This is a genomic window from Streptomyces niveus, assembly GCF_001723055.1.
Lineage (GTDB): Bacteria > Actinomycetota > Actinomycetes > Streptomycetales > Streptomycetaceae > Streptomyces > Streptomyces niveus.
The window spans coordinates 33,348-47,388 of the sequence record NZ_MDCR01000111.1; the positions used below are offsets into that span (position 1 = coordinate 33,348).

Sequence of the window (14,041 nt, forward strand, 5' to 3'; positions counted from 1 at the left end):
CGTTAGTGTGTGTGGCTCAGATGGTCGGCGATTCCTGTGGGGCAGCCTGTGCGTGATTACCTGCTGACGCTCTGCGTGACGGCCGCGGTGACTTATTTGCTGACCGGTCCGGTGCGGAAGTTCGCCATCGCGATCGGCGCGATGCCCGCGATCCGCGCCCGCGACGTCCACCGCGAACCGACACCGCGTCTCGGCGGTATCGCGATGTTCTTCGGCCTGTGCGCCGGACTGCTGGTCGCGAGCAACCTGCAGAACCTCAGCGGGGTCTTCGAGCAGTCCAACGAGCCCCGCGCGCTGCTCTCCGGGGCCGCCCTGATCTGGCTGATCGGTGTCCTGGACGACAAGTTCGAGATCGACGCCCTGATCAAGCTCGGCGGCCAGATGATCGCCGCCGGCGTGATGGTGATGCAGGGTCTGACGATCCTGTGGATCCCGGTGCCCGGCGTCGGCACCGTCGCGCTGACCTCCTGGCAGGGCACGCTGCTGACCGTCGCGCTCGTCGTGATCACCATCAACGCGGTCAACTTCGTCGACGGGCTCGACGGCCTGGCCTCCGGCATGGTCTGCATCGCCGCGGCGGCGTTCTTCCTCTACGCGTACCGCATCTGGTACGGCTACGGCATCGAGGCCGCCGCCCCCGCGACCCTGTTCGCCGCGATCCTGATGGGCATGGGCATCGGCTTCCTGCCGCACAACATGCATCCGGCGCGGATCTTCATGGGCGACTCGGGCTCGATGCTGATCGGTCTGGTCCTCGCGACGGGCGCCATCTCCGTGACGGGGCAGGTCGATCCGGACGCCCTGAAGATCTACGCGGACGGCTCGACGCGTGAGGCGACGCACGCCGCGCTGCCGGTCTTCATCCCGCTGCTGCTGCCGTTGACGATCATCGCGATCCCGGTCGCCGACCTGGTCCTGGCGATCGTGCGCCGTACCTGGAACGGCCAGTCGCCGTTCGCCGCCGACCGCGGCCATCTCCACCACCGGCTGCTGGAGATCGGGCACTCGCACAGCAGGGCCGTGCTGATCATGTACTTCTGGTCGGCGCTGATCGCCTTCGGTGTGGTGCTGTACTCGGTCCACTCCTCGTCCACCATGTCCACGATGTGGATCGTCTTCGCGGTCGTCGTACTGAGCGCCCTGGGCCTGCTGCTCCTGCTGCTGCCCCGCTTCACACCGCGCGCCCCGCGCTGGGCCGAGGCCGTCGTACCGCCCCGCTACCGGCGCCGCCGGCGGCGCGGCCAGGGGGAGTTGGCGGACGTGGCCCACGAGGCGCCCGAGCCGCGGGAGAGCCCCCGGGGCGCCGGATCACAGGTGCCTCACGATTCACTCACGGCCGACGCCGTACCGGCGGACGGACCGGCCCCGGTCCCGGCGGGCGTCAACGGAGCGACGGCGATCGGACGCCGATCTCATTTCCCCGACCGACGCAAGGCGGATTCGTCGCACTGAGAATTGCCTCAACGGCCCCCATTACCAGACAAGACGGCCCGATGTCCGGCTCAGGCGCGCGAATTACGCCTCATGTGTGACGGTAAGCACACGTTCATGGTAAAGACCTCATCAAATAGTTTGTGATACCGTTCACGAGACCCGGCGCCAGAGCCGAAGGACCGTAGTGCGACGGTCCGTTGGCCCGAGAATCCAACTCTCGGACCGGGCCTACGCTCGTCCATGACGACACCATCTGCCCCACCCAGCAAGCGGAGCTGCCGCCATGCCGACCAACGACGTCCGGATCCTGCTCAATTCCGCCGTACCCACCGCCGCCGCCGGCGTCATCGCCGCGGTGATCAGCGGTGTGGTCAGTGGTGGCAAGGGCGCTCTGGGAGCCGCTGTCGGTGTGCTGGTGGTCATTCTCTTCATGGGTGTCGGGCTCACCGTCCTCCAGCGCACCGCGAGGTCGCTCCCGCATCTCTTCCAGGCGATGGGGCTGATGCTCTACACCGCCCAGTTGCTGTTGCTGCTGGTCTTCCTCGCGGTCTTCAAGGACACCACGCTGTTCAACCCCAAGGCCTTCGGCTTCACGCTCCTCGCGGCCACCCTCGTCTGGATCGCCGCGCAGGCCCGCGCGTACATGAAGGCCAAGATCCTCTACGTGGAACCGGAGTCCTCGACGGCCGGGAAAGCGGAGAAGACGGGGTCCTCGGCGTGAAGGGTAGGGCCGGGATAAGTGCCCGTTCGGGATCCTGCTATCGTCCGGTTCCAACTGCGGCATTGCGGGCGCGGGCATCCGAGCTGACGCCTGTTCCATCGCGAGGCTCCATGCCTGAGAGCCGCCCCCACATCTGTCACACCAGTCCAGTGCCGAACCGCGGCTTCGTGCCGCGCCGACACAACGAGGTTGCCGTACCTATGCGCCACGCTGAAGGAGCCCGCGGTGAGTGCTGATCCCCAGACCCTCGCCTTCGATGCGAGCTGCCATATCTTTTCCGGCTGCGGGTTCCCGGCTCCGGGCCTCCATACGTTCATGTACAAGCCCATTTTCGAGGTGGGCGGGTTCGAATTCAACAAGCCGATGCTGCTCGCACTGCTGAGCACCATCCTGGTTGTCGGATTCTTCTGGATGGCCTTCAACAAGCCGAAGCTGGTGCCGGGCAAGGTCCAGATGATCGGCGAGGCCGGTTACGACTTCGTCCGCCGCGGGATCGTCTACGAGATCATCGGCAAGAAGGACGGTGAGAAGTACGTCCCCTTGATGGTGTCGATCTTCTTCTTCGTCTGGCTGATGAACCTCTGGTCGATCATCCCGATCGCCCAGTTCCCGGTCACCTCGCTGATCGCGTACCCCGCGGCCCTGGCGATCATCGTCTACATCCTCTGGGTCGGCCTGACCTTCAAGACGCACGGATGGGGCGGTGGCTGGAAGAACATCACCGGCTACGACAAGTCGCTCGGCTGGGTCCTGCCGCTCGTCGTGGTGATCGAGTTCTTCTCGAACCTGCTGATCCGGCCCTTCACCCACGCGGTCCGACTGTTCGCCAACATGTTCGCGGGTCACCTGCTCATCGTGATGTTCACGCTGGCCACGTACTACCTGCTGAACGGACTGGGCTTCGTCTACGCCGGTGCCTCGTTCGCGATGGTGCTCATCATGACCATCTTCGAACTCTTCATCCAGGCCGTCCAGGCGTACGTCTTCGTGCTCCTGGCCTGTAGCTACATCCAGGGCGCGCTCGCCAAGAGCCACTGAGCCCGGCCCGTAATCCAGAGCCAACACAAGAACCAACAGACGTCCGGTGGCCAACCCCCACCCGGTCCGTGAAAGAGAAGGAAGTAACGGCATGTCCGCTGCTCTCGAAATGGTCAACCTCGCCTCCGCCAAGACGACCGTCGTCGGCAACGTCGCGTCCATCGGCTACGGTCTCGCCGCGATCGGCCCCGGCGTCGGCGTCGGCATCATCTTCGGTAACGGCACCCAGGCCCTCGCCCGTCAGCCCGAAGCGGCCGGCCTGATCCGCACCAACCAGATCATGGGTTTCGCCTTCTGTGAGGCGCTCGCCCTCATCGGCATCGTCATGGGCTTCGTCTACCAGTAAGCCGGACCGACAGCCCTACCCCTTTCACGGAAGGCATTGATGTGAACGCTCTCTATGTTGCGGCAGCGGCGGAGCCTCAGAATCCGCTGATCCCGCACCTTGACGAGCTCGTCATCGGCCTGATCGCCTTCGCCATCGTCTTCGGCTTCCTCGCCAAGAAGCTCCTCCCGAACATCAACAAGGTTCTGGAGCAGCGCCGTGAGGCCATCGAAGGCGGCATCGAGAAGGCGGAGGAGGCCAAGACCGAGGCGCAGAGCGTCCTGGAGCAGTACAAGGCACAGCTCGCCGAAGCGCGTCACGAGGCGGCTCGTCTCCGCCAGGAGGCGACCGAGCAGGGCGCCGCCATCATCCAGGAGATGAAGGCGGAGGGGCAGCGGCAGCGCGAGGAGATCGTCGCCGCCGGTCACGCCCAGATCGAGGCCGACCGCAAGGCCGCGGCCTCGGCGCTGCGCCAGGACGTGGGCAAGCTCGCCACCGACCTCGCCGGCAAGCTCGTGGGTGAGTCCCTTGAGGACACCGCCCGGCAGAGCCGCACCATCGACCGCTTCCTCGACGAGCTCGAAGACGGCGCGTCGAAGGCCGAGGCGGCCCGATGAATGGCGCGAGCCGCGCGGCGCTGGCCGCCGCACGCGAGCGTCTCGACGCGCTGACCGACAACACCTCGGTCGACGCTTCGAAGCTCGCCGATGAGCTGACCGCCGTCACCGCGCTGCTCCACCGCGAGGTGTCGCTGCGCCGGGTCCTGACCGACCCGGCGCGGTCGGGCGAGTCCAAGGCCGACCTGGTCGGCGGACTGCTCGGCGGGCAGGTCGGCGGCGAGAGTGCCGACCTGATCACCGGCATGGTCCGGTCCCGCTGGTCGCAGCCGCGTGACCTGGTCGACGCGGTGGAGGAGCTGGCGGCTCTCGCCGAGCTCACCGCCGCGCAGCGGGCCGGTGGCCTCGACGACGTCGAGGACGAGCTGTTCCGGTTCGGCCGGATCGTCGAGTCCAGCACCGGCCTGCGGGCCGCGCTGACCGACCAGGCGGCGTCGGCGCAGTCGAAGACGGCGCTGCTGACCAGCCTGCTGGGCGGCCGGGCCAACCCGAGCACCGAGCGTCTGGTCGTCCGCCTCGTCACCCAGCCCCGTGGACGTAGCCTGGAAGCGGGTCTCCAGACCCTGTCCCGGCTCGCGGCGGCGCGCCGGGAGCGGATGGTGGCGGTCGTCACGACGGCGGTCCCCCTCACCGACGGCCAGAAGCAGCGCCTCGGCGCGGCCCTGGCCAGGCTGTACGGCCACCCGATGCATCTGAACCTCGACGTGGACCCCGAGGTCCTCGGCGGAGTCTCGGTACGCGTCGGGGACGAGGTTGTCGACGGCACGGTCGCGGAGCGTCTCGACGAGGCGGCACGGCGGCTGGCCGGCTGACGGCCGGTACGTGATAGCCCGATTACAGACACACATACAGAGATCAGAACTGCGGCCCGGTTGGGCCGTGCAGAAATTGCAGAAGATTCCTGGGGGTCGCCCCCAGACCCCCATAGAACTTCGGGCCCAACAAGGAGAGCAGGGAATCCAGATGGCGGAGCTCACGATCCGGCCGGAGGAGATCCGGGATGCGCTGGAGAACTTTGTCCAGTCGTACAAGCCGGACGCGGCCTCGCGCGAGGAGGTCGGGACGGTCAGCGTTGCCGGTGACGGCATCGCGAAGGTCGAGGGTCTGCCCTCGGCCATGGCGAACGAACTGCTGAAGTTCGAGGACGGGACCCTCGGTCTCGCCCTGAACCTGGAGGAGCGCGAGATCGGCGCGGTCGTCCTCGGTGAGTTCAGCGGTATCGAGGAGGGACAGTCGGTCACCCGTACCGGCGAGGTCCTCTCCGTCGGCGTCGGCGAGGGTTACCTCGGCCGTGTCGTCGACCCGCTCGGCACCCCGATCGACGGTCTCGGCGAGATCGCGACCGACGGCCGCCGCGCCCTGGAGCTCCAGGCTCCGGGTGTCATGGTCCGTAAGTCGGTGCACGAGCCGATGCAGACCGGCTACAAGGCCGTCGACTCGATGGTGCCGATCGGCCGTGGCCAGCGTCAGCTGATCATCGGCGACCGCCAGACCGGCAAGACCGCCCTGGCCGTCGACACCATCATCAACCAGCGCGACAACTGGCGCTCGGGCGACGTGAACAAGCAGGTTCGCTGCATCTACGTCGCCATCGGCCAGAAGGGCTCCACCATCGCGTCCGTACGCGGTGCCCTGGAGGAGGCCGGCGCTCTCGAGTACACGACGATCGTCGCCGCCCCGGCGTCCGACCCGGCGGGCTTCAAGTACCTGGCCCCGTACACCGGTTCGGCCATCGGTCAGCACTGGATGTACCAGGGCAAGCACGTCCTGATCATCTTCGACGACCTGTCGAAGCAGGCCGACGCCTACCGCGCCGTGTCGCTGCTGCTGCGCCGTCCGCCGGGCCGCGAGGCCTACCCGGGCGACGTCTTCTACCTGCACTCGCGTCTGCTGGAGCGCTGCGCCAAGCTCTCCGACGACATGGGCGCCGGTTCGATGACGGGCCTGCCCATCGTCGAGACCAAGGCGAACGACGTGTCGGCGTTCATTCCGACCAACGTCATCTCCATCACCGACGGCCAGTGCTTCCTGGAGTCCGACCTGTTCAACGCCGGCCAGCGGCCCGCGCTGAACGTCGGTATCTCGGTCTCCCGAGTCGGCGGCTCCGCCCAGCACAAGGCCATGCGCCAGGTGTCGGGTCGCCTCCGCGTGGACCTCGCCCAGTACCGCGAGCTGGAGGCGTTCGCCGCCTTCGGTTCCGACCTGGACGCCGCGTCGAAGGCCTCGCTCCAGCGTGGTCAGCGCATGGTCGAGCTGCTGAAGCAGCCGCAGTACGCGCCGTACCCGGTCGAGGAGCAGGTCGTCTCCATCTACGCCGGCACCACCGGCAAGATGGACGACGTCCCGGTCGAGGACATCAGCCGCTTCGAGAGCGAACTGCTGGAGCACCTGCGCCGCGAGCGCAAGGAGCTGCTGACCAGCATCGCCGAGGGCGCGAAGATGTCGGACGACACTCTTGAGTCCATCAGCGACGCCATCGCCGCCTTCAAGAAGCAGTTCGAGACCTCGGACGGCAAGCTTCTGGGCGACGACGCCCCGGCCGGCGTCAACGTCTCCAAGTGACGACGGAAGGGACCTGACTCATGGGAGCTCAGCTCCGGGTCTACAAGCGTCGCATCAAATCCGTCACCGCGACCAAGAAGATCACCAAGGCGATGGAGATGATCGCCGCCTCGCGCATCGTCAAGGCGCAGCGCCAGGTGACGGCGTCCACGCCGTACGCGACCGAGCTCACCCGCGCGGTCACGGCGGTGGCGACCGGATCCAACACCAAGCACCCCCTGACCACGGAGGTCGAGTCTCCGGTCCGGGCCGCGGTCCTGCTCATCACGAGCGACCGCGGACTGGCCGGCGGCTACTCCTCCAACGCCATCAAGGCGGCGGAGCGGCTCACCGAGCGGCTCAGGAGTGAGGGCAAGGAGGTCGACACGTACATCGTCGGCCGCAAGGGTGTCGCCTACTACGGTTTCCGTGAGCGCGAGGTCGCGGAGTCGTGGACCGGCTTCACCGACAGTCCGACCTACGCGGACGCCAAGAAGGTCGCCGGACCGCTGATCGAGTCGGTCCAGCGGGAGACGGCCGAGGGCGGCGTGGACGAACTCCACATCGTCTTCACCGAGTTCGTCTCGATGCTGACGCAGACGCCGGTGCAGAACCGGCTGCTGCCTCTCTCCCTCGACGCTTCGGCGGCGGAGGAGGAGGACTCGGCGGCAAAGCACGAGATCCTTCCGCTGTTCGACTTCGAGCCGTCGGCGGAGGACGTCCTCGACGCCCTGCTGCCGCGCTACGTCGAGAGCCGTATCTACAACGCGCTGCTCCAGGCCGCCGCTTCCAAGCACGCGGCGACCCGGCGCGCGATGAAGTCGGCGACCGACAACGCCGGGGATCTCATCAAGAGCCTCTCCCGGCTTGCCAACGCGGCCCGCCAGGCCGAAATCACCCAGGAAATCAGCGAGATCGTCGGTGGCGCCAGCGCCCTGGCCGACGCGACCGCGGGGAGTGAAAAGTAATGACGACCACTGTTGAGGCCACGGCCACGGGCCGCGTGTCCCGGGTCATCGGCCCGGTCGTCGACGTGGAGTTCCCCGTCGACGCGATGCCGGAGATCTACAACGCACTGCACGTCGAGGTGGCTGACCCCGCCGAGGACGGCAAGAAGAAGACGCTGACGCTCGAAGTCGCCCAGCACCTGGGTGACGGAGTCGTCCGCGCCGTCTCGATGCAGCCGACCGACGGTCTGATCCGTCAGGCCGTGGTGACCGACACCGGCTCGGGCATCTCGGTGCCCGTCGGCGATGTCACCAAGGGCAAGGTGTTCAACACCCTCGGCGAGATCCTGAACGACCCGGAGGGCAACGCTCAGATCACCGAGCGCTGGCCGATCCACCGCAAGGCCCCGGCCTTCGACCAGCTCGAGTCGAAGACCGAGATGTTCGAGACCGGACTGAAGGTCGTCGACCTGCTGACCCCGTACGTCAAGGGCGGCAAGATCGGTCTGTTCGGTGGTGCGGGCGTCGGCAAGACGGTCCTCATCCAGGAAATGATCATGCGTGTGGCGAAGCTGCACGACGGTGTTTCCGTGTTCGCCGGTGTCGGTGAGCGCACCCGTGAGGGCAACGACCTCATCGACGAGATGACCGAGTCGGGCGTTCTGGACAAGACCGCGCTGGTCTTCGGCCAGATGGACGAGCCGCCGGGCACCCGTCTGCGGGTCGCCCTGTCCGCCCTGACCATGGCGGAGTACTTCCGCGATGTGCAGAAGCAGGACGTGCTGCTCTTCATCGACAACATCTTCCGCTTCACCCAGGCCGGTTCCGAGGTCTCCACGCTGCTCGGCCGTATGCCGTCCGCGGTGGGTTACCAGCCGACCCTGGCGGACGAGATGGGTGTGCTCCAGGAGCGCATCACCTCGACCCGTGGCCACTCGATCACCTCGATGCAGGCGATCTACGTGCCGGCGGACGACCTGACCGACCCGGCCCCGGCCACGACCTTCGCGCACCTCGACGCGACGACCGTGCTGTCGCGTCCGATCTCGGAGAAGGGCATCTACCCGGCGGTCGACCCGCTGGACTCGACGTCCCGCATCCTGGACCCGCGTTACATCTCGCAGGCGCACTACGACGCGGCCAGCCGCGTCAAGGGAATCCTGCAGAAGAACAAGGACCTCCAGGACATCATCGCGATCCTCGGTATCGACGAGCTGGGCGAGGAGGACAAGCTCGTTGTCCACCGTGCCCGTCGCGTCGAGCGCTTCCTGTCGCAGAACACCCACGCCGCCAAGCAGTTCACCGGCCTGGACGGCTCCGACGTGCCGCTCGACGAGTCGATCTCCGCGTTCAACGCGATCTGCGACGGGGACTACGACCACTTCCCCGAGCAGGCGTTCTTCATGTGCGGTGGTATCGAGGACCTGAAGGCCAACGCCAAGGAGCTCGGCGTCTCCTGAGCCGTCGACTCCGCTGAGTCCCCGGTTCGTTCGGTGGGGGGCGGGCACGTACCGCCCCCTGCCGAAGCGCCGATCGTGAACCCCATAGAATCAAGACCAACACCCGGCGACAGAGCCGGGTGGTGACCCGAGGAGCCACCCTTGGCTGCTGAGCTGCACGTCGAGCTGGTCGCCGCGGACCGCAGTGTCTGGTCCGGCGAGGCCACCCTGGTCGTCGCGCGCACCACGTCCGGCGACATCGGCGTCATGCCCGGTCACCAGCCGCTGCTCGGTGTGCTGGAGTCGGGCCCCGTGACCATCCGTACGAGCGAGGGCGGCACGGTCGTCGCCGCTGTGCACGGCGGTTTCCTCTCGTTCGCGGACAACAAGCTTTCGCTGCTCGCGGAGATCGCCGAGCTGGCGGACGAGATCGATGCCCAGCGCGCCGAGCGCGCGCTGGAGCGTGCGAAGTCGGGTGAGGACGACGCCGCCGAGCGTCGCGCCGATGTCCGACTGCGCGCTGTGGCGGTGCGTTGACGCACCGCTCCTGGAATTACCCTCAGCCGCGGCCCGTTCTGGAGTCATCCAGACCGTGTCGCGGCTGAGGCGATGCGGCAGCTGTTTTAGTTCGTACGTACGGGTTACTCGATGAGGCGAGGAGGTCGGTATTGATGGTCCTCGCTCTGCTTGTCTGCGGACTGGTCGTCGTACTGGTTGCGGTGGGGCTCTTCGTCTTCGGGCTGCGCCGACGGCTGATCCAGCGGTCCGGAGGGACCTTCGACTGTTCGCTGCGGTGGAACGTGCCCGAGGAGCCCGACACGTCCGGCAAGGGCTGGGTGTACGGCGTGGCCCGCTACAGCGGCGACCGGATCAACTGGTTCCGGGTGTTCTCGTACTCGCCGCGGCCCCGCCGCAGCCTTGAGCGCTCCGCCATCGAGGTACGCGCCCGGCGCGCGCCCGAGGGCGAGGAGGAGCTGGCGCTGCTGTCCGACTCCGTCGTGCTCGGCTGCGACCACAAGGGGACGCGGCTGGAGCTGGCGATGAGCGAGGACGCGCTGACCGGCTTCCTCGCCTGGCTGGAGGCGGCGCCGCCCGGCCAGCGGGTGAACGTCGCCTGAGTGACCGATGACATGACGAGGGGGACGGTGCCCGTGGGCGCCGTCCCCCTCGCCGTGCGCTGCTCAGATCGTGTTACTTCAGACCGTTGCTGATCGCGGTGACGAGTTCGCCGTTCGCGGTGTCACCGGTGAAGTCCCAGAAGAACGCGCCGCCCAGACCCTGGCCCTTGGCCCAGGTCATCTTCGACGTGATCGTCGCCGGGGTGTCGTAACTCCACCAGTTGCTGCCGCACTTGGCGTACGAGGTGCCGCCGACGGTGCCGGTGGGCGGGCAGGTGTTCTTCAGGACCTTGTAGTCCTCGATGCCCGCCTCATACGTGCCGGGCGCCGCGCCCGTCGCCGTACCGCCCGGCGTGGCCTGCGTGACGCCGGTCCAGCCGCGCCCGTAGAAGCCGATGCCGAGCAGCAGCTTCTTCGCCGGGACGCCCTGCGCCTTGTACTTGGCGATCGCGTCGGCGGAGTTGAAGCCGGCCTGCGGGATGCCCGGGTACGAGGTGAGCGGGGAGTGCGGGGCCGTGGGGCCCTGCGCGGCGAAGGCGCCGAAGAAGTCGTACGTCATGACGTTGAGCCAGTTCATGTACTGCGAGGCGCCGGCGTAGTCGGTGGCGTCGATCTTGCCGCCGCTGGACGCGTCGGCGGTGACGGCCGCGGTGACCAGGTAGTTGGCACCGAACTTGGCGCGCATGGCCTGCATCATGTTCTTCATGGCGGCCGGGCCGCTGGTGTCACAGCTCAGACCGCAGGCGTTCGGGTACTCCCAGTCCAGGTCGATGCCGTCGAAGACATCGGCCCAGCGCGGGTCCTCGACCAGGTCGTAGCAGGACTGCGCGAACGCGGCCGGGTTCTTCACCGCGTCGCCGAAGCCGCCGGACCAGGTCCAGCCGCCGAAGGACCAGAGGACCTTGATGTGCGGGTTGGCGGCCTTGAGCTTGCGCAGCTGGTTGAAGTTGCCGCGCAGCGGCTGGTCCCAGGTGTCGGCGACCCCGTCGACGGCCTGGTCGGCGGTGTACGCCTTGTCCGTCGCGGCGTAGGCGTCACCGATGGTGCACTTGCCGCCCTGGACGTTGCCGAACGAGTAGTTGATGTGGGTGATCTTGGACGCGCTGCCGGACGTCACCAGGTTCTTGACGTGGTAGTTGCGGTCGTAGACGCCCCACTCGGTGAAGTAGCCGAGCTTGACCTGGTCACCGGGCGGGGTGCCCGGGTCCGTGCCGCCGCCGGTGGTCTTGACGGCGACCGAGCCGCTGACCGGGCCGGTCTGGTCGGCCGTGTCACGGGCCTGGACGCTGTAGGAGTAGCTGGTGCCCGCGGTCAGGCCGGTGTTGGTGTACGTCGTACCGGTGACCGTGGCGATCTTCGCGCCGTCCCGCAGGACGTCGTAGTTCTTGATGCCCTTGTCGTCGGTGGCCGCGCTCCAGCTGAGCTTCGCCGACGTGTTGGTGATCTCGCTGGCGGTGGGGGTGCCCGGGGCACTGGGGGCCGTGTCGCCGGGGACGCTGCCGCCGTCGCAGGAGGCGCCGTTGAGCTTGCAGCCGGTGGCGGAGCCGCCGCCGGGACCGGTGCCGTTGAAACCGAAGGTGACGGAGGCGCCCGGGTTCAGGGTGCCGTTCCAGCCGACGTTCTTGGCGGTGAAGTGGTTGGTGCCGCTCTTGGTGACGGTGGCGTCCCAGGCGGAGCCGACGCCGGTGCCGACGGGGAAGTCCCACTCGACGGTCCAGGAGCTGAGGGTCGTGGTGCCGGTGTTCTTCACCGTCCACGAGCCTTCGAAGCCGGTGCCCCAGTCGGACTTCTTGGTGTACGTGGCGGTCGCCGATGTGGCTGCCTCGGCGGGGGAGGCGAGGCCGACCATGGCGGCGAGGGGGAGGAGCAGTGCGGTCAGCGCCGCGACGGATCTGGATCTGAATCTGCTTCTTCGGACGGACGTCTCTGTGCTCAAGGCGGTACTCCTCGGAGTGGGTGCGGAGCAGTTCGGGGATGGTCCGGGGTGGTCCGTGAGAGCCGACTCCCGCGACAGCTCGCGTACGAGTCAGTGGCGTGAGAGTAAGGAGGTCTGGACCAATCGTCAATAGGTCCAGACCAAAGGCGCACCAGGTGGTTCAGATCCCCAACTCCTGCGCCAGGACCGCCGCTTGCACCCGGCTGCGCAGCTCCAGCTTGCCCAGCAGCCTGCTCATATGCGTTTTGACCGTCGCCTCGGCCATGTCCAGCCGTACCGCGATCTCGGCGTTCGACAGCCCGCCGCCCAGACACGACAGCACCTCGCGCTCGCGCCGCGTGAGCGAGTCGAGCACCGTGAGGTCCGGCGCGCCGGCGGAGCGCCCGGCCGCCGGAGAGGCGAACTCCGCGATCAGCCGGCGCGTCACGGCCGGCGCGATCAGGCCCTCGCCGCGCGCCACGGTCCGGACCGCCTCGATCAGGTCGCGCGCCTCGGTGTTCTTCAGCAGGAACCCGGACGCGCCGGCGCGCAGCGCCCCGAAGACGTACTCGTCGAGATCGAACGTCGTCAGTACGAGGACGTCGGCCAGGTTCTCGGCGACCACCTGCCGGGTCGCCGACACCCCGTCGAGCCGGGGCATCTGGATGTCCATCAGCACCTGGTCCGGGCGCAGTTCACGGGCCAGCCGCACGGCCTCCTCGCCGTCCCCCGCCTCGCCCACCACCTCGATCTCCGGCGAGCTGCGCAGGATCAGCACCAGCCCCGCGCGCACCGCCGACTGGTCCTCGGCCACCAGAACCCGGATCGTCATGACGCGCCGTTCCCCTCGTCGACGGGCAGCTCCGCCCGTACCCGCCAGATCCTGCCGCCGTCGACGTCGTCCGTCACCGGCCCCGCCTCGAACTCGCCCTCCAGCAGGGCCACCCGCTCGCGCATTCCGACCAGCCCGGCGCCGGACCCCGGCACCCGGGGTCCTGACCGCTCCCCGTACGGGCTGACGACCTCGACGCACAGCGCCCGCCGTGAGCGGTCCAGGGACACGGTCACCGGCCCCCGTGGCGCGTGCTTGAGCGCGTTGGTCAGCGACTCCTGGACGATGCGGTACGCCGCCATCTCCACCGGCGCGGGCAGCGCCGCCCCCTCGTCCCGCCGGTCCGCCAGCGTGAATGTGAGCCCGCTGGACGCGCCGTTGGTACGGGCCCGCTCCACCAGCGAGTCGAGCGCCCGCAGCGTCGGCGCCGGGGCCGGTTCCTGGTCGGCCCCGGCGTCCCGGAGCAGCCCGATCAGCCGCCGCATCTCGGTCAGCCCGGCGACGCTGTTCTCACGGATCACCGCCAGCGCGTCCTTCGTGGTACGCGCGTCGTCGAGGGAGAGCGCGGCGGTGGAGTGGATCGCGATGGCGGACAGATGGTTGGCGACCATGTCGTGCAACTCCCGTGCCATCCGCGCGCGTTCGGCCATCACGGCCTGCGTACGGTCGATCTCGGCCAGCAGCGCGGTCTGTTCGGCCCGCAGCCGGGCGGCCTCGGCGGCGTCGCGATGGTTGCGCACCAGTACGCCGGTGGTGGCCGGGGCGATGCTGATCGCGCCGGCGACCACCCCGAGCAGCAGCGCCTCGGGCGAGCGGAGCCAGCTCAGGGCGGCGACGGTGACGGTGACCGTGACCACCGCCGTGCCCCAGGGGATGCGGCGGGCGGCGGACGGGCTCCCGTACAGCACCGCCGCGTACACGATGTCCGTGAACATGGCGATCGTCGCCACACTGCCCACGGTGAACTGATCGGCGACCAGCGCCAGTGTGCCGACAAGGAGGGCCGTGCGGGGCGCGCTCCGGCGGATCAACTCCGCGAGGGAGACGGCGACGAGCGCCACGAGCACCCAGGCGCCGGGCAGCCCCCGCCCGCCCTGGGTGTGCAGCCCGAGCA

14 protein-coding genes are annotated in these 14,041 nt (G+C 68.3%); 11 read left to right on the top strand and 3 right to left on the bottom strand.

Annotated elements, in window-relative coordinates; all coding sequences use genetic code 11:
* Positions 1–36: 36 nt before the first annotated feature.
* The 11 genes from BHU15_RS14760 (at position 37) to BHU15_RS14810 (ending at position 10,180) form a co-directional block, all read left to right on the top strand.
* Positions 37–1,452 carry an MraY family glycosyltransferase gene (locus BHU15_RS14760; RefSeq protein WP_171908369.1) on the top strand — a complete coding sequence of 472 codons (1,416 nt, stop codon included), beginning with the start codon at positions 37–39 and terminating at the stop codon, positions 1,450–1,452.
* 265 nt (positions 1,453–1,717) lie between these two features.
* The gene (locus BHU15_RS14765) at positions 1,718–2,155 is read left to right on the top strand and encodes a Cg1360 family ATP-synthase-associated protein (RefSeq protein WP_069627615.1); all 438 of its coding nucleotides are present in this window, start codon (positions 1,718–1,720) and stop codon (positions 2,153–2,155) included.
* Between the two features lie 225 nt (positions 2,156–2,380).
* A complete protein-coding gene (gene atpB, locus BHU15_RS14770) occupies positions 2,381–3,193 on the top strand; it encodes a F0F1 ATP synthase subunit A (RefSeq protein ID WP_031229518.1) in 813 nt (270 codons plus the stop codon).
* Between the two features lie 91 nt (positions 3,194–3,284).
* Positions 3,285–3,539: an ATP synthase F0 subunit C gene (gene atpE / locus BHU15_RS14775; RefSeq protein WP_031229516.1), complete on the top strand. Its 255-nt coding sequence runs from the start codon at positions 3,285–3,287 to the stop codon at positions 3,537–3,539.
* A 41-nt stretch (positions 3,540–3,580) separates the two neighbouring features.
* Complete coding sequence (locus BHU15_RS14780; RefSeq protein WP_023538640.1) at positions 3,581–4,135, top strand: F0F1 ATP synthase subunit B; 555 nt, start codon at positions 3,581–3,583, stop codon at positions 4,133–4,135.
* Positions 4,132–4,947: a F0F1 ATP synthase subunit delta gene (locus BHU15_RS14785; RefSeq protein WP_023538639.1), complete on the top strand. Its 816-nt coding sequence runs from the start codon at positions 4,132–4,134 to the stop codon at positions 4,945–4,947. The genes BHU15_RS14780 and BHU15_RS14785 overlap by 4 nt, the downstream gene beginning before the upstream one ends.
* A 151-nt stretch (positions 4,948–5,098) precedes the next feature.
* On the top strand, positions 5,099–6,697 hold the full coding sequence (gene atpA / locus BHU15_RS14790; protein ID WP_023538638.1) for a F0F1 ATP synthase subunit alpha: 1,599 nt from the start codon (positions 5,099–5,101) through the stop codon (positions 6,695–6,697).
* Positions 6,698–6,717: 20 nt separating this feature from the next.
* Positions 6,718–7,644: a F0F1 ATP synthase subunit gamma gene (locus BHU15_RS14795; RefSeq protein WP_069627616.1), complete on the top strand. Its 927-nt coding sequence runs from the start codon at positions 6,718–6,720 to the stop codon at positions 7,642–7,644.
* Complete coding sequence (gene atpD, locus BHU15_RS14800; RefSeq protein WP_023538636.1) at positions 7,644–9,083, top strand: F0F1 ATP synthase subunit beta; 1,440 nt, start codon at positions 7,644–7,646, stop codon at positions 9,081–9,083. The genes BHU15_RS14795 and atpD overlap by 1 nt, the downstream gene beginning before the upstream one ends.
* 141 nt (positions 9,084–9,224) lie before the next feature.
* Positions 9,225–9,599 (top strand): F0F1 ATP synthase subunit epsilon, encoded by a 375-nt coding sequence (locus BHU15_RS14805; RefSeq protein WP_023538635.1) that lies wholly within the window; start codon positions 9,225–9,227, stop codon positions 9,597–9,599.
* Between the two features lie 134 nt (positions 9,600–9,733).
* Positions 9,734–10,180, top strand: a complete 447-nt coding sequence (locus BHU15_RS14810; RefSeq protein WP_023538634.1) for a DUF2550 domain-containing protein — start codon at positions 9,734–9,736, stop codon at positions 10,178–10,180.
* A gap of 73 nt (positions 10,181–10,253) precedes the next feature.
* Here BHU15_RS14810 and BHU15_RS14815 read toward each other — a convergent pair whose 3' ends face one another.
* From BHU15_RS14815 to BHU15_RS14825, 3 genes are all read right to left on the bottom strand, one after another.
* The gene (locus BHU15_RS14815) at positions 10,254–12,116 is read right to left on the bottom strand and encodes a glycosyl hydrolase family 18 protein (protein WP_171908370.1); all 1,863 of its coding nucleotides are present in this window, start codon (positions 12,114–12,116) and stop codon (positions 10,254–10,256) included.
* A gap of 160 nt (positions 12,117–12,276) precedes the next feature.
* On the bottom strand, positions 12,277–12,927 hold the full coding sequence (locus tag BHU15_RS14820) for a response regulator (RefSeq protein ID WP_069627618.1): 651 nt from the start codon (positions 12,925–12,927) through the stop codon (positions 12,277–12,279).
* On the bottom strand, positions 12,924–14,041 hold a 1,118-nt coding region (locus BHU15_RS14825), incomplete at its 5' end, for a sensor histidine kinase (RefSeq protein ID WP_069627619.1). The genes BHU15_RS14820 and BHU15_RS14825, both read right to left, overlap by 4 nt.